Annotated in this window: 20 protein-coding genes; 12 read left to right on the top strand and 8 right to left on the bottom strand. The window is 71.6% G+C overall.

What is annotated here, in order from left to right:
* Positions 1 to 453: 453 nt before the first annotated feature.
* The 3 genes from ABZ622_RS28095 to ABZ622_RS28085 form a co-directional block, all read right to left on the bottom strand.
* Positions 454 to 1911: a catalase gene (locus ABZ622_RS28095; RefSeq protein WP_360547776.1), complete on the bottom strand. Its 1458-nt coding sequence runs from the start codon at positions 1909 to 1911 to the stop codon at positions 454 to 456.
* Between the two features lie 199 nt (positions 1912 to 2110).
* A complete protein-coding gene (locus tag ABZ622_RS28090; protein ID WP_360547774.1) occupies positions 2111 to 3010 on the bottom strand; it encodes a 2-hydroxy-3-oxopropionate reductase in 900 nt (299 codons plus the stop codon).
* Between the two features lie 47 nt (positions 3011 to 3057).
* Positions 3058 to 3897: a TIM barrel protein gene (locus ABZ622_RS28085; RefSeq protein ID WP_360547772.1), complete on the bottom strand. Its 840-nt coding sequence runs from the start codon at positions 3895 to 3897 to the stop codon at positions 3058 to 3060.
* Between the two features lie 237 nt (positions 3898 to 4134).
* Between ABZ622_RS28085 and ABZ622_RS28080 the strand changes: the two genes are divergently transcribed.
* The 9 genes from ABZ622_RS28080 to ABZ622_RS28040 all read left to right on the top strand — a co-directional run bounded on the left by ABZ622_RS28080 (position 4135) and on the right by ABZ622_RS28040 (position 12717).
* A complete protein-coding gene (locus tag ABZ622_RS28080; protein ID WP_360547770.1) occupies positions 4135 to 5373 on the top strand; it encodes a lactonase family protein in 1239 nt (412 codons plus the stop codon).
* Positions 5374 to 5431: 58 nt separating this feature from the next.
* Positions 5432 to 5683, top strand: coding sequence for a hypothetical protein (locus ABZ622_RS28075; protein WP_266687880.1), 252 nt, complete (start codon positions 5432 to 5434; stop codon positions 5681 to 5683).
* Complete coding sequence (locus ABZ622_RS28070; RefSeq protein WP_360547768.1) at positions 5680 to 6057, top strand: helix-turn-helix domain-containing protein; 378 nt, start codon at positions 5680 to 5682, stop codon at positions 6055 to 6057. Before ABZ622_RS28075 ends, ABZ622_RS28070 begins: the two co-directional genes overlap by 4 nt.
* 190 nt (positions 6058 to 6247) lie before the next feature.
* Entirely contained in the window at positions 6248 to 6757 is a 510-nt protein-coding gene (gene uraD / locus ABZ622_RS28065) for a 2-oxo-4-hydroxy-4-carboxy-5-ureidoimidazoline decarboxylase (protein WP_360547765.1), read from the top strand.
* Positions 6758 to 6762: 5 nt separating this feature from the next.
* Positions 6763 to 7155, top strand: coding sequence for a hydroxyisourate hydrolase (gene uraH / locus ABZ622_RS28060; RefSeq protein ID WP_360547762.1), 393 nt, complete (start codon positions 6763 to 6765; stop codon positions 7153 to 7155).
* A 5-nt stretch (positions 7156 to 7160) separates the two neighbouring features.
* A complete protein-coding gene (gene pucL / locus ABZ622_RS28055; protein ID WP_360547760.1) occupies positions 7161 to 8108 on the top strand; it encodes a factor-independent urate hydroxylase in 948 nt (315 codons plus the stop codon).
* Between the two features lie 67 nt (positions 8109 to 8175).
* Positions 8176 to 9570: a nucleobase:cation symporter-2 family protein gene (locus ABZ622_RS28050; protein ID WP_360547758.1), complete on the top strand. Its 1395-nt coding sequence runs from the start codon at positions 8176 to 8178 to the stop codon at positions 9568 to 9570.
* A gap of 42 nt (positions 9571 to 9612) precedes the next feature.
* On the top strand, positions 9613 to 11010 hold the full coding sequence (locus ABZ622_RS28045; RefSeq protein WP_360547756.1) for an 8-oxoguanine deaminase: 1398 nt from the start codon (positions 9613 to 9615) through the stop codon (positions 11008 to 11010).
* A 246-nt stretch (positions 11011 to 11256) separates the two neighbouring features.
* Positions 11257 to 12717 carry a nucleobase:cation symporter-2 family protein gene (locus ABZ622_RS28040; protein ID WP_360547754.1) on the top strand — a complete coding sequence of 487 codons (1461 nt, stop codon included), beginning with the start codon at positions 11257 to 11259 and terminating at the stop codon, positions 12715 to 12717.
* 136 nt (positions 12718 to 12853) lie between these two features.
* Here ABZ622_RS28040 and ABZ622_RS28035 read toward each other — a convergent pair whose 3' ends face one another.
* From ABZ622_RS28035 to ABZ622_RS28025, 3 genes are all read right to left on the bottom strand, one after another.
* On the bottom strand, positions 12854 to 13729 hold the full coding sequence (locus ABZ622_RS28035) for a chitosanase (protein WP_360547752.1): 876 nt from the start codon (positions 13727 to 13729) through the stop codon (positions 12854 to 12856).
* A gap of 125 nt (positions 13730 to 13854) precedes the next feature.
* Positions 13855 to 14862, bottom strand: a complete 1008-nt coding sequence (locus ABZ622_RS28030; protein WP_360547750.1) for a hypothetical protein — start codon at positions 14860 to 14862, stop codon at positions 13855 to 13857.
* 174 nt (positions 14863 to 15036) lie between these two features.
* Positions 15037 to 15345: an SH3 domain-containing protein gene (locus ABZ622_RS28025; RefSeq protein ID WP_360547748.1), complete on the bottom strand. Its 309-nt coding sequence runs from the start codon at positions 15343 to 15345 to the stop codon at positions 15037 to 15039.
* A 291-nt stretch (positions 15346 to 15636) separates the two neighbouring features.
* Here ABZ622_RS28025 and ABZ622_RS28020 point away from each other — a divergent pair, with 291 nt between their 5' ends.
* Together ABZ622_RS28020 and ABZ622_RS28015 are read left to right on the top strand one after the other, a co-directional pair.
* Entirely contained in the window at positions 15637 to 16320 is a 684-nt protein-coding gene (locus ABZ622_RS28020; protein WP_360547746.1) for an alpha/beta hydrolase, read from the top strand.
* 149 nt (positions 16321 to 16469) lie between these two features.
* Positions 16470 to 18608, top strand: coding sequence for a hypothetical protein (locus tag ABZ622_RS28015; RefSeq protein WP_360547744.1), 2139 nt, complete (start codon positions 16470 to 16472; stop codon positions 18606 to 18608).
* 66 nt (positions 18609 to 18674) lie between these two features.
* On the opposite strand, the gene ABZ622_RS28010 is transcribed toward ABZ622_RS28015, so the two are convergent.
* Both ABZ622_RS28010 and ABZ622_RS28005 read right to left on the bottom strand, forming a co-directional pair.
* A complete protein-coding gene (locus tag ABZ622_RS28010; RefSeq protein ID WP_360547742.1) occupies positions 18675 to 19280 on the bottom strand; it encodes a TIGR03086 family metal-binding protein in 606 nt (201 codons plus the stop codon).
* 36 nt (positions 19281 to 19316) lie between these two features.
* The gene (locus tag ABZ622_RS28005) at positions 19317 to 20378 is read right to left on the bottom strand and encodes an amidohydrolase family protein (protein ID WP_360547740.1); all 1062 of its coding nucleotides are present in this window, start codon (positions 20376 to 20378) and stop codon (positions 19317 to 19319) included.
* A gap of 167 nt (positions 20379 to 20545) precedes the next feature.
* On the opposite strand from ABZ622_RS28005, the gene ABZ622_RS28000 reads away from it, so the two are divergent.
* Positions 20546 to 21523, top strand: coding sequence for a fibronectin type III domain-containing protein (locus tag ABZ622_RS28000; RefSeq protein WP_360547738.1), 978 nt, complete (start codon positions 20546 to 20548; stop codon positions 21521 to 21523).
* Positions 21524 to 21542 lie beyond the last annotated feature (19 nt).

The following is a 21542-nucleotide window of genomic DNA, read 5'->3' as shown; positions in this document are numbered from 1 at the left end:
AGAACGGGAGACGGCCGTGCAGACGTACAAGGGTCACCATGCACCACGGCACAGAAAAGGGCGTGGAGTACGGGACCGTATCCGTACTCCACGCCCTGGTTCAGGGAAAACAGGGGCCGCGGCGGAGGCGCGAAGGGGGGGCCGTCCGGGGCCTTCAGGTCAGGTGACCGGGCCGCCCGCCCACGTACCACCGCACTGGCATCGCACAACCGCCGCGGCCCAAGGGGGTGTCTGACAGCTCCCCGCAGCGTCGCGGTGTCCGGCACGCACGCTCGCGGCGTTGCCGAAAAGCCCTAGTAGCTCCGCTACGAGGACTTCCCGGCGCCTTGCGATCGCACGCACCAGACACCGCTCCTTCTCCTGCGCGGATCCGCCAGACACCCCCTCGTCCTGCCCGCGCCGCGCGGCACCCCTCATCCGGGTGCGCGGCACGAGCAGGGCTCGGTGGGAGGCTCAGTCCTCGCGCAGCGCGCGGACCGCCTCCTCCACGCGCCTGCCGTAGTCGGCGTCGGCGGCGTGGAAGTGGGCGAGGTTCTTCTCGATCACGTCGTCGCGGGTGACCTGGGACAGGCCCCCGGCGATGTTCGCGACCAGACGGCCCTTCTCGTCCTCGGACATGAGCCGGTACAGCTCACCCGCCTGGAAGAAGTCGTCGTCCTTGGGGTGGGCGGGGGCCGCATGGGTGCCGGTCCAGCCGTGGATCGCGAGCGGGGCGGAGAGCGCGGCGCCGGTCTGGGCCGGGCCCGCGTACGAGTTGGGCTCGTAGTTCTTGTCGTGGCGGGCGCCGTTGCGGGTGGCGTGCAGCCCGTCGCGGCCGTAGTGGTCGACGACGGCGGTGCGCGGCGCGTTCACCGGGAGCTGGGTGTGGTTGACGCCCAGCCGGTAGCGGTGCGCGTCCGCGTAGGCGAACAGCCGGCCCTGGAGCATCTTGTCCGGCGAGGGGCCGATGCCGGGCACGAAGTTGTTCGGGGAGAACGCGGCCTGCTCGACCTCGGCGAAGACATTGTCCGGGTTGCGGTCCAGCACCAGCCGGCCCACCCGCTGGAGCGGGTAGTCGCTGTGCGGCCACACCTTGGTCAGGTCGAACGGGTTGAACCGGTAGTCCGCGGCCTCGGCGGCCGGCATGATCTGCACGTACAGCGTCCAGGACGGGTTCATCCCGCGCTCGATGGACTGGAGCAGGTCCGTCTGGTGCGAACTGCCGTCCTTGCCCGCGAGTTCGGCGGCCTGCTCGCTGGAGAGGGACCGCACGCCCTGGTTCGTCTTGAAGTGGTACTTGACGAAGAAGGCCTCGCCCTCGGCGTTCGTCCACTGGTAGGTGTGCGAGCCGTAGCCGTTCATGTGGCGGTACGAGGCGGGGATGCCGCGGTCGCCCATCAGCCAGGTGACCTGGTGCGTGGCCTCGGGCGCGTGGGCCCAGAAGTCCCAGACGTTGTCCGGCTCCTGACGGCCCGTGAACGGGTCGCGCTTCTGCGAGTGGATGAAGTCGGGGAACTTGATCGGGTCCTTGATGAAGAACACCGGGGTGTTGTTGCCGACCAGGTCGTAATTGCCCTCCTCCGTATAGAACTTGAGGGCGAAGCCGCGCGGGTCGCGCACCGCGTCCGCGCCGCCCAGCGAGTCGGCGACGGTGGAGAAGCGGATGAACGTCTCGGTGCGCCTGCCGACGGCGGAGAGGAAGTCGGCGCGGGTGAAGCCGGTGACGTCGTCGGTCACTTCGAAGTAGCCGTACGCGCCGGAGCCGCGGGCGTGGACCACGCGCTCCGGGATGCGCTCCCGGTTGAAGCGGGCCAGCTTCTCCAGCAGGTGCTGGTCCTGGAGGAGGATCGGGCCACCGACACCGGCGGTGGCGGAGTTCTGGTTGTCGGCGACCGGGGCGCCTGACTCGGTCGTAAGCACACGCTGCGTCATGGTGTCGGGGCGACCTTCCGTACGGGAGCTGCTGAACTGCGACGGCTCGGGGCTCCAGGAGCGTAAGTACGCCCCGAACCCGACGTCAACAGTTTGTTGAATTTGGTGGCTGGTGTTCCGGACGGCGCCGACGCCTGGGCGCGACAGGACAGGTGTCGGCGGCGACGCCGTCCGGAAGTCTCTGGGGGTGCCGGGCCGGTCAGGCCTGGACGGGCCGGCCCGACAGGCGCTCGACCGAGCGCAGCAGCGCCGAGTGGTCCAGGCCGCCGTCGCCCTGCGCGCGCAGCGAGGCGACGAGCTGGGCGACCACGGCGCCGACGGGCAGCGCGGCACCGACATTGCGGGCGGCGTCCGTGACGATGCCCATGTCCTTGTGGTGCAGGTCGATCCGGAAGCCCGGTGCGAAGTCCCGCTTCAGGAAGTTGTCCTTCTTGCGGGTCAGGACGGTCGAGCCGGCCAGTCCGCCGCCCAGCACGTCCAGCGCGGCGGCGAGGTCGACGCCGGACTTCTCCAGGAAGACCACGGCCTCGGCGCAGGCCTGGATGTTGACCGCGACGATCAGCTGGTTGGCGGCCTTCACCGTCTGGCCGGAGCCGTGCGGACCGCACAGCACAATGGTCCTGCCGAGCGCCTGGAAGATCGGCCGGGCCTCGTCGAAGTCGGTCTGCTCGCCGCCGACCATGATCGACAGCGCCGCCTCGACGGCACCGGCCTCGCCGCCGGAGACCGGGGCGTCGAGCGCCCGGATTCCCTTGTCCTTCGCGCTCTTCGCGAGGTCCACGGAGGTCTGCGGGGTGATCGACGACATGTCGATCAGCAGCGCGCCGCGCTTCGCGTTCTCCAGGATGCCGTCGGGGCCGTAGGCGATGGCCTCGACCTGCGGGGAGGCGGGCACCATCGTGATGACGACATCGGCGTCCCGGACCGCCTCGGCGACCGAACCCGCGCCGGTGCCGCCGGCCGCGACCAGCCGGTCGGTCTTCGCCTGCTCCAGGGTGTGACCGGTGACGTCGTACCCGGCCTTGATCAGGTTCTCGGACATGGGGGAGCCCATGATGCCGAGTCCGATCCACGCAACCTTGGGGAGGTTGTTGCTCATGAGGGTGCCTTCCGATAAGCGTGTGTACGAGGGGGAGTCCGCCGCCCTCAGCGGGCGGCCCGCGCGGTGGCCGGGAGCCACTCGAAGGCCTCGGCGCTCGGCCGGTCGCCCGGCTTGTACTCCAGGCCGACCCAGCCGTCGTAACCGGCCTTCGTCAGCTCGTCCAGGAGCTGCTCCAGCGGGAGCGAGCCGGTGCCCGGCGCGCCGCGCCCCGGGTTGTCGGCGATCTGGACGTGGCCGGTCTTCCCGGCGTACGCCGCGACGACCCGGCTCAGGTCCTCGCCGTTCATCGACAGGTGGTAGAGGTCCAGCAGGAACTTCGCGTTCCCGAGACCCGTCGCCGCGTTGACCCTGTCGACGATCTCGATCCCGGCCGGTGCGCTCACCAGGGGGTAGCGCGGCGACTCCGGCTCGTTGAGGGTCTCGATCAGGAGTACCGCCCCGATCCGGTCGGCCGCACGGGCGGCGGACACCAGGTTCTCCAGGGCGAGTTCGTCCTGTACCGCCGGGTCCACGCCGTCTACGCGGTTGCCGTACAGCGCGTTCAGCGCCTTGCAGCCGACCGAGGCGGCGAAGCCGGCCGCCACGTCGATATTGGCGCGGAAGCGGTCCGACTCCGTGCCGGGCACGGAGAGCGCGCCGCGGTCGGGGCCGGGCAGCTGTCCGGCGTAGAAGTTCAGTCCCACCAACTGCGTGCCCGCGTCGTCGAGTGCCTTCTTGAGGGCGTCGAGCTCGGCCTGCGGAGGGGTGGGGGTCTCGATCCAGGGCCACCACAGCTCGACCGCCGTGAAGCCGGCCGCGGCGGCGGCCGCGGGACGCTCCAGGAGCGGGAGTTCCGTGAAGAGGATCGAAAGGTTCACATCGAAGCGCTGGTCCGGGTAGCCCATGAGGGTTCGGCGCTCCTTCCGTATTGCGGAAGTTAGTTTCTACGTTACGGAAGATTGCCTCGGAGCTGCGGAGACTGTCAAGGGGGCGCCCGGAATTCGGGCCGAGGTCCTTCGTCAGGTGCTTCGTGCGGGTTGCGCAAGGTGGGCCCCCAATTGCGCCGGTTGCCGACGGGGTCCGGGGCGCGCCAGGGTTGCGGTGCGATCCGATGCAGCCGACCCCCACACGAGGTGCCTCGCATGAACCACGCCACCAGCCGGCGCGCCGTCCTCGGAGCGCTCCTCGCGGGCGCGGCCCTGTCGGCGGCTCCCGTGCCGCCCCGCTCCCCGCTCCCCGCGCCGGATCCCGCCACCGCGGTCGGCCCGCGCCCGCGCACCACCCCGCGCCTGCTGATCGGCACCTACACCTCCGCCGAGGGCGGCGGTACCGGAATCGGGACGGCGGGCTACGACGCCGCCACCGGGGCGATCACCGCGGGACCGGTGATCGCGGGCGTCGCCAACCCCTCGTACCTGGCCATGCACCCCTCGGGCAGCACCGTCTACGCGGTCGACGAACAGGAACAGGGCGGTGTGACCGCCGTGGCCCTGTCGCCGGACGGCGGCCACCGGGTGCTGGGCACACGCGCCACGGGCGGGGCCGGACCCACCCATCTGTCCGTCCACCCCACGGGAAAGTGGCTGCTCAGCGCGAACTACACCTCGGGCAGCGTCGCGGTGCACCCCATCGGGGGCGACGGATCGCTGGGGGAGCGTACCGACCTGGTCGCCCACGACAGCCCGCCGCCCGGCCCCGGCCAGGACGGGCCGCACGCCCACCAGATCGTCACCACCCCCGACGGCGGCCACGTCCTCGCCGTCGACCTCGGCAACGACACCGTGTACACGTACCGGCTGGACGAACGGCGCGGCACCCTGGACCAGGTCTCCCGCGCGGCGCTGCGCCCCGGCGCCGGACCCCGGCACCTCACGTTCCACCCCGGCGGCCGCCACGCCTACCTGGCCTGCGAGGTCGACAACACGGCGGTCGTCTGCGGCTACGACCCGGCCACCGGCACCCTCTCCCCGGGCACCCCGCAGCCCACCGGGACCGGGCCGGGCACCAGCTACCCCGCGCAGTTCCTGGTCACCGGCGACGGCCGGTTCGCCTACCTCGCCAACCGGGGGCACAACAGCCTCACCCGCTACGCCGTGGAGGACGACGGGGCCGTGCTCCGGCTGCTCGGCACCGTGCCCGTCGGCGGCGACTTCCCCCGGCAGATCGCCTTCTCGCCCGACGGGAAGCTGCTCTTCGCGGCCAACCAGAGGTCCGGCACGGTGACGGTCTTCCGGGTCGGTTCCCGCGACGGCGGCCTGACCCGCACGGGTGAGGCGTTCGCCGCCCCGGTCGCCGTCTGCATACTGCCGTACGCGGGCGTGCGACCGGCCGGTCGCCGAGGGCGGATCGATCGCCCCACGGCCCCGGCGCGGGTCCGTTAGGGTCGGGCGCGAGCCGCGGGGCTTCACAGCGACGCGGCGAACGCATGAGGGAGGCACAGTGCGCTTGAGAGTGGAGTTCACCACCGAGCCCTTCGATCTCGACGAGGCGCCCGCCCACGCGGTCGTGGCCCGCGAGGTCATCCAGTCGGCCGATCTGGACGCCGTGGACGTCGGCCCCTTCGGCAACACCGCGGAGGGCGGCGCGGACGAAGTGCTCACCGCGGTGGACTCGCTGCTGCGCCGCGCCCTGGCATCGGGTGCCACCCGGGTGTCCCTCCAGGTGAACGTGGTCGGGGAGGACTCCCAGTGACCGAACCGGCCGACCACCCGCTCGTCACCGCGGTCAAGCCGCTCGTCGACGCCATGGGCGCCGAACTGCTCGGACCCGAGCTGGCCGAGCCCGACGACGTCGTACTGGCCTGGGAGGGCGAGGACGTCATAGCCGTCCGGCTGCCTCAGCTCTCGGAGTCGCTCGGGCACATCCTGGCCGCCATGGAACGCCGGTACGGCACGCCGCTCGCCGAGCTGGACCGCAGGACCAAGCAGTCGGTGGTGCGGACCCTGGAGGCACGTGGTGCCTTCTCCGTGCGGCACGGCGTGGAGACGGTGGCGGGCGCGCTGGGGGTCAGCCGCTTCACCATCTACAACTACCTGAACAGGGAAAATGCAGCCAAAGGCGAGTAGTTGAGGCGGTAGGTGAGCGAAGGCCGTGCAAGGCCGCGGAGGGCCGTCGTCCGGAGTACCGGGCGACGGCTTTTTACATTCGCGTAATTTCAACAAAGTGTTGACGTGGTGTTGTGGAGGGCGTTAGCTATCCGCAGCCCGACCGACGCGAAGCGGAAAACGCACAGCGAAAACAGCCACGGAGGCTCCCGTGACTTCGAGCTCCACGCCGGGCCTCGCCCGGTTCAACACCCTGGCGGACGGCGAGGCCACCACCGCATTGCACGAGGTGTGCGCCAGCGCGGCATGGGGAAGAGCGATCCTCTCCCGACGCCCGTACGCCACCGCCGAAGCCCTCCTCCGCGCCGGCGACGCCGCCACGGACGCACTGACCACCGAGGAGCTGGCCGACGCGATGGCCGGTCATCCGCCGATCGGCCGCCCGAAGCCCGGAGACCCGACCTCCTCCCGCGAACAGCGGGGGATGGCCGGCGCCACCGAGGAACTCAGGGCCGAGATGCTCGAACTGAACCTGGCCTACCAGGAGCGGTTCGGACATGTCTTCCTGATCTGCGCCACCGGAGCCACCGGTGAGCAGATGCGCGACGCGGTGAAGTCCCGGATCGGGAACTCGCCCGAGCAGGAGCGCGGGATTGTGCGCACCGAGCTGGGCAAGATCAACCGCATCCGGCTGACCCGTCTCGTAACCGAAGGAGAGTGACGGTCTTGAGCACCGACACCACCGCATCGGTGTCCACCCACATCCTGGACACCAGCATCGGCCGCCCCGCCGCGGCCGTCGCCGTCACGCTCGCCGCCCGCAGCGGCGGCGGCGCACCATGGGCGACGCTCGGCGGATCCGCGACCGACGCGGACGGGCGATGCAAGGACCTGCCGGCGCTGCCGGAGGGCACCACCCACGTACGTCTCGGCTTCGAGACCGAGGCGTACTTCGCAGCCAAGAAGCAAGCCGAGGCGCAGCAGGACGCCCCCCGCGTAAGGGACAGCGGTGCCTTCTTCCCGGAAGTGGCGATCACCTTCGCCGTCGTACCGGGCGAGCACTACCACGTACCGCTGCTGCTCAACCCGTTCGGCTACTCCGTTTACCGAGGGAGCTAGCAGACATGCCCACGATTCTCGGCCAGAACCAGTACGGCAAAGCAGAGAACCGCGTCGTCAAGATCACCAGGGACGGCGACACCCACCACATCAAGGACCTGAACGTCTCCGTCGCCCTCTCCGGCGACCTGGCCGACGTCCACTACAACGGTTCGAACGCCAACTGCCTTCCGACGGACACCACGAAGAACACCTGCTTCGCGTTCGCCAAGGAACACGGCATCGAGTCGGCCGAGCAGTACGGCATCCACCTCGCCCGGCACTTCGTGGACAGCCAGCCCTCGATCCACCGCGCGCGCATCCGCATCGAGGAGTACGCCTGGGAGCGCATCGCCGGCTCCGACGGCAACTCCAGGTTCATCGGCGCCGACGAGGTCAAGCACTCCTTCGTACGCAAGGGCCAGGAGACCCGCCTCGCGCAGATCACCTACTCCGCCGGAGGCGACGGGGAGGCGAAGTTCGAAGTCCTGTCCGGGCTCAAGGACCTGACCGTGATGAACACCACGAACTCCGAGTTCTGGGGCTACATCAAGGACAAGTACACGACGCTCCAGGAGGACTACGACCGCATCCTCGCCACCTCCCTGTCGACGTGGTGGCGGCACAACTGGACCTCTGACGAGCAGCGCATGCCGCAGTGGGAGAAGTCCTACGAACAGGCCAGGAAGCACATCCTCCAGGCGTTCGTGGAGACGTACTCGCTCTCGCTCCAGCAGACGCTGTACCAGATGGGTTCGCGGGTCATCAACAGCCGCAGCGAGATCGACGAGATCCGCTTCTCCGCCCCCAACAAGCACCACTTCCGGCAGGACCTCTCCGCCTTCGGGCTGGAGAACGAAGCCAAGGACGGCGCCGTGTACTACGCCGCCGACCGCCCCTACGGCCTGATCGAGGCCACCATCCTGCGCGACGGCTGCGAGCCGCACATCCCGGTCGACATGACCAACCTCTGACGCGGGGCGCGCATCCCCGCCGCCCGCAGTCGGCGGGGATGCGCCACACCGGAGGGAACAACCAGCCATGGCAACGCCTGCAAAAGGGCCGGCAGAAGGCCCGTGTTCCACCCGACCGGAAGGACCCGAGGTCCACCCGGTCGACCAGAAGCTCCACCCCTCGCGGCTCGTCCCCGCCGCGCTCCAGCACATCGCCGCCATGTACGCGGGAGTGGTCACGCCCCCGCTCATCATCGGCCAGGCCGTCTGCCTCGACACCGCGGGCCAGACCCGGCTCATCGCCGCGAGTCTGCTCATCGCCGGTGTGGCCACCCTCCTGCAGACCCTCGGGGTCAAGGGCCTCGTCGGCAACCGGCTGCCCTTCGTCAACGCCGCCTCCTCGGCCGGCATCGCGCCGATGCTCGCCATCGCCGAGACCAACGCCACGGGGGACCAACTCCCCCCCATCTACGGCGCGGTGATGGTCGCCGGCATCTTCTGTCTCGCCATCGGGCCCTTCTTCGGCAGGCTCCTGCGCTTCTTCCCGCCGCTCGTCACAGGCGTCGTCATCACCCTCATCGGAGTGACCCTGATGCCGGTGCCGGTCGCCTGGGCCCAGGGCGGCGACAAGACCGCCGTCGGCTTCGGAGACATGAAATACCTGGCACTCGCCGCCTTCACACTCCTCGTCATCCTGCTGATCCAGCGCTTCGGCCGCGGCTTCGTCAAGCAAGTCGCCCTGCTGCTCGGCCTGTTGACCGGAACCCTGGCCGCGATCCCGTTCGGCATGGCGGACTTCGGCGCGTTCCGCTCGGCCCCCGTCGCCGCGCTGCCCACACCCTTCGCGTTCGGCGCCCCCGAGTTCCAGCCCGCCGCGATCATCTCGCTCTGCCTGGTGACGCTCGTCCTGATGACGGAGTCCAGCGCCGGAATGCTCGCCATCGGCGAGATCTGCGACCGCGAGACCGACGGCAGGACCATCACCCGGGGCCTGCGCACCGACGGCATCGCCACCCTCCTCGGCCCCGTCTTCGGCGGCTTCCCCACCTCCGCCTTCGCCCAGAACGTCGGCGTCGTCTCACTGACCAAGGTCCGCAGCCGCTACGTCGTCGCCGCGGCCGGCGGCGCACTGCTGGTCCTCGGCGTCTTCCCGGTGCTGGGCGCGGTGGTCTCCACGGTGCCGATGCCCGTGCTCGGCGGCGCCGGCATCGTACTGTTCGGCTCGATCGCGGTGAGCGGCATCCGTACCCTCTCCGAGGCCGGACTCGACGACAGCTCCAACATCATCCTGGTCGCCGTGGCACTCGGCGCGGGCATCATCCCGCTCGCCGCGCCCGGCTTCTACGCCGGATTCCCGTCCTGGGCGCAGACCGTACTGGGCTCCGGCATCAGCGCCGGAGCGCTCGTCGCGGTCCTGCTCAACCTGTTCTTCCACCATCTCGGCACCCACGGCCGCCAGGCCGTGGCACTCAAATCCTCCTAGGGTCCTGCCGTGCCCACACCGCCGGAAAGAGAAGGAAGCACCATGGCAGCATCGGCAGCCCCTGAGCATGTGGAACGCATCGTCATCGAGAACTGTTCGATCGCGACCGTCGACGCCGACGACACCGAGTACGCCTCGGGCCATGTCGTCGTCGCGGGCAACCGCATCGAATCCGTCGGCGCCGGCCGGGCCCCCGAGAACCTGGCGAACGTCGTACGCCGCATCGACGGCACCGGACACCTGGTCACCCCCGGCCTGATCAACACGCACCACCACTTCTACCAGTGGATCACCAGGGGCCTGGCCACCGACCACAACCTGTTCGACTGGCTGGTCGCCCTCTACCCCACCTGGGCACGCATCGACGAGCCGATGGTCCGCGCCGCCGCCCAGGGCTCGCTGGCCATGATGGCCCGCGGCGGCGTCACCACTGCCATGGACCACCACTACGTCTACCCGCGGGGGTCCGGCGACCTGTCCGGCGCCATCATCGGGGCCGCCCGTGACATGGGCGTACGGTTCACCCTCGCCCGCGGGTCCATGGACCGCAGCGTCAAGGACGGCGGGCTGCCGCCGGACTTCGCCGTGGAGACCCTCGAAGGCGCGCTGGCCGGCACCGAGGCGACCATCGACGCGCACCACGACGCCTCGTTCGACGCGATGACCCAGGTCGCGGCCGCACCCTGCTCCCCGTTCTCCATCTCCACCGAACTGCTGCGCCAGGGCGCCGAACTGGCCCGCCGCAAGGGAGTGCGCATGCACACCCACGGCTCGGAGACCGTGGAGGAGGAGAAATTCTGCCACGAGCTGTTCGGGATGGGGCCGACCGACTACTTCGAGTCCACCGGCTGGCTCGGCGAGGACGTGTGGATGGCGCACTGCGTCCACATGAACGACTCCGACATCGCCGCCTTCGCCCGCACCAAAACCGGCGTCGCGCACTGCCCCTCGTCCAACGCCCGGCTCGCCGCGGGCATCGCCCGCGTCCCCGACATGCTCGCGGCCGGCGTCCCGGTCGGTCTCGGCGTCGACGGCACCGCCTCCAACGAGTCCGGCGAACTCCACACCGAGCTGCGCAACGCCCTGCTCATCAACCGCCTCGGCGCCCACCGCGAGAAGGCCCTCAATGCGCGCCAGGCGCTGCGCCTGGGAACGTACGGCGGCGCCCAGGTACTCGGCCGCGCCGGCCAGATCGGCTCACTGGAGCCCGGAAAGCTCGCCGACCTGGTGCTCTGGAAGCTCGACACCCTCGCCCACGCCTCCATCGCCGACCCGGTGACCGCGCTCGTCTTCGGCGCGGCGGCCCCCGTCACGCTCTCCCTCGTCGACGGCAAGCCGGTCGTCGAGGACAACCACCTGATCACCGCGGACGAGGACGCCATCGCCCGGGCCACCCGTGACGAGGCCCGCCGCCTCGCGCAGATCGCCGCCGGAGCCTGACCCTCCGCGGCACCCCCGATACCGGCCGGCCGAGGGGGACGGCCCTCGACCGGCCGCCGTGGACCCGAGCGGGGTCCATGGCAGCCGGTGCGGGGGCGCGTGCCTGTGACGCACGCGCCCCCGCACCGGTGACCAAAGCTGCCCGCACCAGCTGCACGACCTGCCCCACCTGCTCCAACGCACCACTTGCACCACCTCCCTGACACCCACGTCACCGCAGACGTGTACCCGACCGGAGGAACCGCCGTGGCAGCAAAGCCCAGGTTTCGCAACGACGCAGTCGCAGGATCCGATGGACAACCGCATCTCGACGCCGCCCCCGATCCGGCCCCGCCGGACCGGAAGCACCCGGTCGACGAGACGCTCCCCCCACTGAAGATGTTCACCAGCGGCCTCCAGCACGTGGCCGCGATGTACGCGGGTGTGGTGGCCCCGCCGATGATCGTGGGGCCCGCCGTGGGCCTCACCGCCAAGGAGACCGCCTTCCTGATGGGGGCGAGCCTGTTCACCGCGGGCATCGCCACCCTGCTCCAGACCCTCGGCTTCTGGCGGATAGGCGCCCGGCTGCCGTTCGTCAACGGCGTCTCGTTCGCCGGGGTCACCCCGATGGTGGCGATCGGCAAGGACCGTGGGCACGACGGCATCGCCGTCATCTTCGGCGCGATCATCGTCGCCAGCCTGCTGGGCTTCCTGCTGGCCCCGTACTTCTGCAAACTGGTCCGCTTCTTCCCGCCCGTGGTCACCGGCACCGTGATCACCCTGATCGGTGTCTCGCTGCTGCCGGTCGCCTTCAACTGGTCCCAGGGCGGCAACGCCACGGCGGCGGACTACGGCTCCACGACCAACATCACCATGGCCGCCGTCACCCTGGTGATCGTTCTGGCCCTGCGCAAACTGCTGCGCGGCTTCCTCCAGCAGATCGCCATCCTGCTCGGACTGATCGTCGGCACCCTGATCGCGATCCCGGTCGGCATCACCGACTTCGGCGCCATCAAGGACGCCGACCCGATCGGCTTCCCGACGCCCTTCCACTTCGGGGCGCCGCAGTTCGAGATCGCCGCGATCGTCTCCATGAGCATCGTGATGCTGGTCTGCATGACCGAGTCCACCGCGGACATGCTCGCGCTCGGCAGGATCGTCGGCCGGCCGGCGGACGAGCGGACCATCGAGGGCGGACTGCGCGCCGACACCCTGGGCAGCGCCGTCAGCCCGCTCTTCAACGGCTTCATGTGCAGTGCCTTCGCCCAGAACATCGGGCTCGTCGCGATGACCAAGGTCCGCAGCCGCTTCGTGGTGGCGGCCGGCGGCGGCATCCTGATCGTGCTCGGCCTGGTCCCCGTCGCGGCGTCCGTCATCGCGCTCGTACCGCTGCCGGTCCTCGGCGGTGCGGGCATCGTGCTCTTCGGCTCGGTCGCCGCGAGCGGCATCCAGACCCTGGCGACCGCCGCGCTGGAGAAGGGCGAGAACGCGCTGATCGTGGCCGCGGCCGTGGGCATCGGCCTGATCCCGATCGCCGCGCCGGAGTTCTACCACTCGTTCCCGAAGGACCTGCTGGGGGTGCTCGACTCCGGGATCTCGACCGGCTGCGTGGTGGCGATCGTGCTCAACCTGGCCTTCAACCACCTCGGCAGGAAGCCGGATCCGGATCCGGAACCGTCGGAGCGGGAGCAGGGCCCGGCAGCGGCGGACCCGGTGGCCGCACACTGATCCGCCCCGGCCGGTACCGGGCGGATCGGATCAGTGCAGGCCGGATCGGCCGGATCGGCCGGCGGAGCGCCGTGGCGCGTACGGACACCCTCGCGGGTGCCGCCGTACGCGCCACGGCCGTGTTCCGCGGGGTGCGTCAGCCGATGTGGAAGCTGTCGCCGTACACCTTCCAGTCGAGCGGCGGGTCCAGGTTCAGGTTGCCCTTCTTCAGGAAGACCCGCTGGGCGGTGTCCACCCGGCTGGTGTCCTCGTGGGCTTCCTCCTGCTTCATCGCCCAGACGCGGGCGTCGAGGAAGGCGTTGAGGTAGGTGACCTCGTTGCCGCCCTGGGACGGCGGCTTCGCCTTCGAGAGGGCCCGCTTGCGGATGGAGCTGAAGCCGGTGCTGTCGCCGCCGTCGCCGTGCATGACGATGGCGTCGTAGTACGCGAACTGGCCCAGCGTGCCGATGCCGTCGGCCTTGCCCTGCTTGACGGCAGGGTTGAAGTAGACCCGGTCCCGCTCGTCGTCCTGAGCCTTCTTGAACGCGGAGTCGGAGGCGGCCTTCGCCCAGTCCTTGGTGAAGTTCGGGTCGAGACCGCTGTGCGAGGGGGTGCCGTTGACCTTCCGCAGCGCGGGGAGGTACTTGGCGAGGACGTTGTCCGGCTTGCGTTCGGTGTACAGCTCGACGAGGTCGAGCATGTCGCCGGTACCGGAGCAGAAGCCGATGATGCCCGCGGTGTAGCCGCGGTCGTCGTCGATGTCCTCGATGTACTTGTACTGGGACTTCCAGTTGAGGGAGGAGTTCTCGGCGCTGGAGACCAGTTGCATGGCGATCTCCTTCTTCGCCGGATCGTCCAGCCCGGTCGCGGCGGCGGCCTTCGGAGCCGCCGCTGCCGTGGGGGCCGCCTGGTGTGAGAGGCCACCGGCGTAGGCGGTGACGGGAATGGCCGTGAGGGCCAGTCCGACCGCGATGACCGTGATGCGCACGGGGCGGCTGTTGCGACGTGCGGCGCGCTTAGGGGGAGCGTGCACCAGTCCTCCAAAGGGAGTTCTTCGTTCCGACGGTCTGTTAGGAAGCTTTCCTATCAGAGTGTGGGGCGGCCGTACACCCCTCTGGCACAGGGGAGTTGAGAAGTCGGGCCGGTGCCGGCCCGATGTCAGAACTCCGGCCGGCCCGCGGCCCGGCGGGCGAGGTGGAGGGTGCGCGTGGCGGCGTCGCGGATGGCGCGGGCGCCGTGCGACGCCCGCATGGCGCTCAACTCGCGCAGGATCGGAGGCGGGGTACGCGGGTTCGCGGCCAGCAGGACGAGGACGTCCGGGGCACCGGTCGCGGCGAGTACGGCAGCGGCCTCGGGAGCCAGGGACGGACTGGACGCCTCCCTGCGGTGCTTCCGGCGCCGGAGCGCGTCGGAAACGCTCGGGTCGGTCGAGTCCCGGGCGCGGGATTCGAGCAGTTCGCCGCGGACCGGGTCCGGGACGCACGACTCCAGCAGGAGGGTGAGGACCTGCGCGTCGGTGTGCCGGTCGAGGAACCGCGCGAGCCGGCCGGCGTCGCTGCTCGCGGCGTTCGCCAGATGCCGGGCGTGGAAGGCGATCGCCTTCCGCCCGGCATCTCCCACTGCCGGCGCCCCGTCGAGGGCGGCCTCGTACGCGGCCAGTTTGACCGTCGAGTCCGGATCGACCTCGGCGAGCGCCCGCAGCAGCCAGCCGCCGGACACATCGCGGTACCGACGGACGAAGGCGGCGAACTCGTCGGGCCGGATGTCGGGATCGCGGTAGAACCCCAGCCCGAGCGTCAGAACCGACTCCGGGTACCGGTGGACCTCGCACATACGGACCAGAAGGCTGCGCGGCCCGGCGCAGTGCCCCAATACGCCGGTGAGCACGCCACGGTCACACAGTTCGAGGAGGTACTCCTCGGACATGTTCGGGTTGTGGACAAACCCCTTCCCGAGCCACTCCTGCCCCTCGGCGACCAAGGTCTCGACGATCTGACGCAGCTGCGCGGCGGATGTCTCCGCCCCGGACGCCGCGCGGTCGATCGCGTTCCGCAGTGCCGTGTTGTCGTCCGGGGTGTCCAATGTCCGGTACAGGTCGTGACGCCAGGCCGGCCGAAGCAGCCCGGCGACGAGCGTCATCGGGTTCAAGTCGTCCTCGATGATCACCGAGGTGACGATAGCGGGTCTTCGGGGAACGGCTTCGGGGCGTCGGCCGACCGGGACCGGCGGTGTGGTGGCTGGGCGGCTTCTCCCGGGATGCGGGAGGCCCCGCACCGCGCGGCAGGCGCGATGCGGGGCCGAGAGACGGTCCGGCCTGCGGGCCGGGGTGCCGAGGCGGCCTCAGCAGTCGAGGTAGGCCACGTGGATCCAGACGCCGGTCGGGCCGCCCCACAGGTCACCCATGACCCAGTTGCCCTGCTGGCCGCGGTAGTTGAGGTTCTGGCCCCGGTTCACCGAACCCAGGACCGGGTAGTCGGTGCCCGGTCCGCCGCGGAAGTTCACCCCGTTGTCGTTGACGGTGCAGACCGCGGCCGGTGCCTTCACGGCCTGCACGGCGGCGGTGCTCTGCGCGGCCTGGGCGGCGGGGCTCACGGCCAGCCCGAGGCCGGCGGTCAGCACCGCCGCGGCCAGCATCAACTTCTTCATCATGTGGTTCTCTCCTCCGTATTCCGGCCCACGTCGGCGTGAGCCGTCCATCAGCCCAACGGCGCCGCCCGCCGGCCGGTCACGGCTCCGGACCGGACTTCGGGCAGGAGCGAAGGCGCAGGTCATGCAGCCGGTGCCCCGGCGTGCGCAGGTACCGGGCGGACGCTTCCCGCGCCCGCCGATCACGGGTTTGAGCGGCACCGAATCCGGAAAACGCCGCCACACACCGTCCGGCCGGGGCCATCGCGGAGGCGGCGGAACGATCTTCGCCCGTGCGCCTGTAGCGTCATGGGCATGGAAGATCAGTCTGTAGTGGATGTCGGCGACGTACGGCTCGCGTACCGGACCTGGGGCGACCCCTTCGGCTCGCCCGTGGTCCTGCTGCACGGCCTCGGCGCCTCCGCCGCGAGCTGGGAGGCGGCCGGCAGCCTGCTCGGCGAACAGTGGCGGGTGTACGCCCTGGACCTGCGCGGTCACGGCGAGAGCGACTGGCCGGACGAGTACTCCTTCGAGCTGATGCGGGACGACGTCCTCGGTTTCCTGGACGAGTGCGAGCTCGACCGGGTCGGTCTGGTCGGCCACTCCATGGGCGGCGTCGTCGCCCATCTGCTCGCTCAGGAGCACGCGGACCGGGTGGAGCGGCTGGTACTGGTGGAGACCCCGCCGCCGTTCCCGAGCGAGCGGAAGCCGGCCGCGGAGCCGGAAGGGCCGGTGGACTACGACTCGGCCGTCGTCGCTCCGATCCGGGCCGAGGTGGCCGATCCCGACCCCGAGTGGGCGGCCGGCCTCGGTGAGATCGTCGCGCCGACGCTGATGATCTCGGGCGGCCCGGAGTCCACCATGCCCCAGGGGCGGCTGCAGGACATGGCCGCGCTGATCCCGGACTGCCGGCTGATCACGATCGGGGGTGGCCACCGGGTGCACGAGGTCCACCCCGACCAGGTCGCCCAGCAGATCACGGAGTTCTTCACCAGCTGAGGAGCGTCGGCCGGGGAAGACGTCGTCGAAACGGCGCGCGGGGCGGGGGTGTCGGGCCGGCGTGCGGGACGGGAGTGTCGGGCCGTAGTCCCGGGCAACCGGGAACCGGCCGCCAGGTGTTGTCAGTGCCGGGTGACAGGATCCGCTTCATGGATCTCGTACCGTTCCTCGCCGACGTCGACGCCCAGCCCTGGGCGGATCTCCAGCATGCCTACGGGAGCGCGGCGGACGTTCCCGGTCATCTGCGGGCGCTCGCCGGGGAGAGCGAGGAGGCCGCGTCCGAGGCGGTCTCCGAGCTGTACGGCAGCATCCTGCACCAGGGTTCGGTCTACGAGGCCACCGCCCGCGCCGTTCCGTACCTCGCCCGGCTCGCCGGGGCCGGGTGCCGCACGGAGGACCTGCTGGTGCTGCTCGGCGGGATAGCCGAGGGCGGGGCGGACGACGGTGACAGCGACGAAGCCGCCTGCCGGGCGGCCGTCGTCGGTGAGCTGGCGCTGATCCTCTCGACGGTCGACGCCGAGGACCCGGGGCTCCGGCGCGCGGCGGTGTGGGCCGCCGCGATGACCGGCGCGGCGGAGCGGGTACTGCCGGTGCTCCACCGGTGCTGGGACACCGAGACGGACCCCCTGGTACGGGCCGAGCTCCTGGGCGCCATGGCGCATCTGGACCCGGCGGGCACAGCCGCCGCGGCGACCGCGGCCATCGGCGTGGACCAGCCCGGCGAGGTACGGATCGCGGCTCTGCTGGCCTGCGTGGACGGCGGACAGCCGTGGGGGTCCGCGCACCACGGGGCGATGCTCTCCCTCCTGCCGGTGAACGGCTTCGTCGAGGACCGGCTGGACCTGGAGCGCAACGAACCACTTCAGTACGTCGTCGAAGAGCTGCTGCGCCGCGACACCGACGCCGACCGTGACTCCGCGTACACCCTGCTCGACGCCGCCCTGCGCAGCGCGGTCCCCGAGACGCGGGAGGAGGCGCTGTGGGCCGCCGAGACGGCGTGCCTGTACTCGCGCAGCGCGCCGGAGCGGCTGTCCGGTGCCGTGGAGGCGCTGATCGCCGACCCGGCGGACGCGCCCCCGGCGTACTCGCTGCTCGCGAAGCTGGGCGTCCGGGCCGCGGCGGCCGCTCCGGTGCTGGCCCGGATCGCCGCGGGGGAGGGCGATCCGGCGGACTGCGCGCTGGAGGCGCTCGTCGTCGTGGACCCCGACCGGGCCGCCCCGCTCCTCGCCCGTGACCTGGAGCGGCGCCCACGGGCGCTGCGCGCGGCATGCGGGTTCCTGTTCGCAGGTGCGGCCGGGGCCTCCTTCCCGTACGACCCGGAATTGCTGGACGCGATCCGCACCCGGCTGGCCGCGGCGGACGGTCCCCACTCGGATGAGGCCATCCGGCTGGTCTCCCTGCTCGGCGCGTGGGGGAGCCGGGCATCGGCTGCCCTGCCCGAGCTGCTGGCCGTGCTGCCGCTCTGCCCGGGGGCGGCACCGAAGGCGCTGGCCGCGATCTGCCCGCCGGAGCACCGGGAGGCGACCGCGGAGGCCCTGACCGCCGCGGCACGCACCGGCCCGGAGGAGGGCCGGCTCGCCGCGGCGACGGCGGTGCGCGAGCTGACGGGGGAGTCCGGCCCGCTGCGGGCGGCCGTCGCCGCACGGCTCACCCCCGGCGGTCCGGCGGTGCGGGAGGCAGCGAGCCTCGCCGCCGGGCTGGGGCCGGAGGCGGCCGGCCTGGTCCCCGCGCTCCGGTCCGCGCTCAGCGACCGGGCGGGCGACCGCAACATCCCGCAGCTGGACGCCGACGTCGAGATCGCCGCGGCCCTGTGGCGGATAACCGGCGACCCGGAGGAAGCGGTGCCGGTGCTCGCCGGTGTGCTGGCGGAGACCGCGCCGATGTGGCTGCGCCGGACGTTCGGCCGTGCCGTGCGGGCTGCCGCCGGCATCGGCGGCGCGGCCCGGACGCTGCTCCCCGCGCTGGAGGGCCTGCTCATCGAGCCGATGCTGATTCCGTCGGCGGTGCTCGCCCTGCACGCGATCGCGCCCGAGTCCCTGGACGGCCCCCGCACGGCCGGGCTGCTCCTGGACGCGGCGGAGCGGGACGCCGATGCGGAGACCGCGCTGGAGGCGCTGGTCGTACTCGGACCCGCCGCCCTCACCGAGGACGGTCGCCGCCGCCTCACCGCTCTGGCCGAACGGGACCTGCGGGTGCGGGCCTCGGGCCTGGAGTCGGGGATGGCCCCGGCCGACGAACGGCTGCGGGAACAGGCACGCGCGGTGGCCCGGACACTGGCCGGAGCCTGACCGTATCCGCGCGGTCCACGCCGCCGGCCCGGGGCCTCCGGGTGGTGCGGCCTCCCCGCTCGTCGCTCAGTCGCCGGGCTCCCAGTCCGGGCGGCGGCCGCTCATCGCGACGGCCCGGTCGACAAGCGGTGCGTCGGCCGGGACCGGGACCGGCGGGCCGAAGATGCTCTCCGGCCGGGGGTTGTCGTCGCCGGGCGTCAGCATGGCCAGCGAGACGCGAAGGCTCGCCTCGTCCCCCTCGTACTTCTGCCCGGTCGACCGGGCGAGGTCCCAGCCATGGATCACCAGCTCGTCCAGCGCGACCAGCAGGGCCACCTCACCCGGCAGGTCCACGCTGCCCGCCCTGGTCATGCCCCGCAGGGCGGCAGGATCCCGCCAGGCGCTCACCAACTCGTCCAGCAGCGGCGGCAGCGCCTCGCGCCAGTCGTCACCGAGGACCGGAACGCTCGCGTCCGGAGCGGTGTCGGTCGTCGGGCCGAAGTCCTTCCGCGCCGCGTCACGGAACGCCGTGGCCAGCCTGACCAGATGGGCGAGCAGCTCGCGCACGGCGTAGTCGGGACAGGGAGTCGGACCGTCGAGCTGCTGCTCGTCGATGCCGTGGAGCAGCGAGGCGATCTGCCGCGCGGCGGGCTCCAGGTCGATCGTGGGAGTTGTCTCCGGGTGCGTGTCCATACAGTGCTGACTCCACCCGTTCCCGGAACTCATCGCTCATCGCACGACGCGTCCACGGAGCACGATCCGGCTCGGGTGGTTCAGCGCACCGGGGTCGCGCGTCGGGTCGGTGGCGTACGCGACGACATCGGCGGGTGCGCCGTCCACCAGGCCGGGCAGCCCGAGCCAGGTCCGTGCGGTCCAGGACGCGGCGCCGAGTGCCGCGTGGGCCGGCAGTCCGGCCCGTACCAGCCACTCCACCTCGCCCGCGACCGTCCCGCACGGGAAGGAGTCCGTCCCGGCCAGCACCGTCACCTTCGCCTCGTGGGCCGCGCGCACATTGCCGAGCATGGTGTCCCAGCCGGCCAGCCACAGATCCCGGCGCACGCTCGGCTCCCGGGCCCGCATCGCGTCCTCCCTCGCGCCGAACACGCTCAGCGTCGGCACGAACGCCGTGCCCTGCGCGGCCATCCGGTCCAGCAGCGCCGGGTCGAGATGCATGCCGTGCTCCAGGCTGTCGGCGCCCGCCAGTACGGCGTTGCGGGTGCCCTCGGCGGTCTGGCAGTGCACCGCCACCTTGCCGCCGGCCGCGTGCACCGCCTCCACCACCGAGGTCAGCAGCGGCAGCGGCACGGCCGGTTCGTCGGCGGCCCAGTCACCGATGACCTTGCACCAGCCGCCCGAGGCCGCCGCCTCCTCCACGGCCGCCCGTGCCAGACCGGCCTCGCTCACATCGCGTCCGAAGCCGGGGAAGAACCGACCGGGCGTGGCCAGCCACCGCCCCGCCGACGTCACCTGCGGCAGCTCCGGGTCCTCCGCCACCCACGCGGGCATCCGCCGCGCGGTGCCCGGGGTGCGCACCGCGAGCACCCCGGCGTCCCGGTGCTCGACCAACTGCCTGCGCAGCAACTCCTCGTCGAACGGCGAGTCCGTCTCCAGCGCACCCGGGTGCGTGTGCACATCGACGAGCCCGGGCAGCAGCCAGCCGCCGTCGACGATCGTCTCCGCGTCCCGGCCGGCGAGCCCGCCGGGCGGACCGCCCGCGCGGAGCACCTCGCCGTCGATCCAGAACGTGCGCTCCTCGCGCTCGGGCAGCACAACACCGCGTATGCACAACATCGTCCGACCGTACGGCACATGGGCCACACACCGACGTGCGACCGATGCGTATCGGCTGCCCGTACACATCGCCACATTGCGGAAGCTTCCGCTCCACCCTCTTGTCGGCGACCCCCGCGCCATGCGATACAGGTCTGGACCATTGCTTCCGGACGGAAGGCACGACCGTGCAACGCCCCCACGCAACCGCCGCGTCGGCCTGCTCCGCCGCCCTGCTCCTCGCCGCGCTCACCGCCTGCGACTCCGCCCCCGAGGCCGACACCCACAAGCCGACGGTGCCGGGCCATGTGACGGCGCAGGCGAGCAGCGCCACCTCCGTGCATGTCATGTGGGAGCGGGCCTCCGACGACAGGGCGGTCACCGGCTACGAGATCTACCGCGAGGGCAGGCGGGTCGAATCGGTCCCCGCCGCCAAGGTGATGATCGACGTCGACGGGCTGACCGCGTCGACCGCGTACACCTTCACCGTCCGGGCCCGGGACGCCGCCGGCAACCTCTCCGCGCCGAGCACCGCCGCACGCGCCACCACACCCGCGCCCACCCCCGCCGACCACGAACCGCCGACCCGCCCGGTGAAGCTGCGCGGAACGGTGGACGGCAGCCGGGCGGTGAACCTCTCCTGGGGCGGCTCCACGGACGACATCGGTGTCACCTCCTACGACATCTACCAGGAGGACTCCCGGATCCACAGCGTGCCCGGTGCCCGGACCACCGCACATCTGACCGGTCTGCGCCCCGGCACCGTCTACACCTTCACCGTCCGCGCCCGCGACGCCGCCGACACCTCTTCCCCGGACAGCAACGCCATCGACCTCACCACCGCCGCCGCCCCGGGCGCACCCGCGAGCACCGCCCCCACCGACCTGCGGATCGGCAACCGTGTCCAGGGCAAGGAGTACGCCATCGACCTGGACTGGCAGCAGCCGGAGACGGGCGGCGAGATCCCCTCGTACCAGCTCTTCATCGGCGGCCGCCTGACCACCACGATCGTCTGGGGCGCCACACCGCCCAAGGGCCGGGCGCACTACCGCCTCACCGTCACCGAGCCGCGCGGCACCCGCTACTCGATGAAGCTCCGCGCCAAGCTGCCCGACGGGAAGTGGGGCGACTTCTCCGCCCAGCGCACGGTCGTGCTCGGCGACTGACGGGTGCTCGGACGCGGGG

This window comes from Streptomyces sp. NPDC007164, from assembly GCF_040634135.1.
Lineage (GTDB): Bacteria > Actinomycetota > Actinomycetes > Streptomycetales > Streptomycetaceae > Streptomyces > Streptomyces sanglieri.
The sequence above is the reverse complement of the archived record's forward strand: the minus strand, read 5'-3'. Positions and strand labels throughout refer to the sequence as shown.

Bases quoted from the DNA above. Each gene is read 5' to 3' on its own strand.
- ABZ622_RS28005 (WP_360547740.1), bottom strand. From the start codon at position 20,378: ATGTTGTGCATACGCGGTGTTGTGCTGCCCGAGCGCGAGGAGCGCACG.
- ABZ622_RS28010 (WP_360547742.1), bottom strand. From the start codon at position 19,280: ATGGACACGCACCCGGAGACAACTCCCACGATCGACCTGGAGCCCGCC.
- ABZ622_RS28020 (WP_360547746.1), top strand. From the start codon at position 15,637: ATGGAAGATCAGTCTGTAGTGGATGTCGGCGACGTACGGCTCGCGTAC.
- ABZ622_RS28015 (WP_360547744.1), top strand. From the start codon at position 16,470: ATGGATCTCGTACCGTTCCTCGCCGACGTCGACGCCCAGCCCTGGGCG.
- ABZ622_RS28025 (WP_360547748.1), bottom strand. From the start codon at position 15,345: ATGATGAAGAAGTTGATGCTGGCCGCGGCGGTGCTGACCGCCGGCCTC.
- ABZ622_RS28095 (WP_360547776.1), bottom strand. From the start codon at position 1,911: ATGACGCAGCGTGTGCTTACGACCGAGTCAGGCGCCCCGGTCGCCGAC.
- ABZ622_RS28090 (WP_360547774.1), bottom strand. From the start codon at position 3,010: ATGAGCAACAACCTCCCCAAGGTTGCGTGGATCGGACTCGGCATCATG.
- ABZ622_RS28080 (WP_360547770.1), top strand. From the start codon at position 4,135: ATGAACCACGCCACCAGCCGGCGCGCCGTCCTCGGAGCGCTCCTCGCG.
- ABZ622_RS28050 (WP_360547758.1), top strand. From the start codon at position 8,176: ATGGCAACGCCTGCAAAAGGGCCGGCAGAAGGCCCGTGTTCCACCCGA.
- pucL (WP_360547760.1), top strand. From the start codon at position 7,161: ATGCCCACGATTCTCGGCCAGAACCAGTACGGCAAAGCAGAGAACCGC.
- ABZ622_RS28085 (WP_360547772.1), bottom strand. From the start codon at position 3,897: ATGGGCTACCCGGACCAGCGCTTCGATGTGAACCTTTCGATCCTCTTC.
- ABZ622_RS28045 (WP_360547756.1), top strand. From the start codon at position 9,613: ATGGCAGCATCGGCAGCCCCTGAGCATGTGGAACGCATCGTCATCGAG.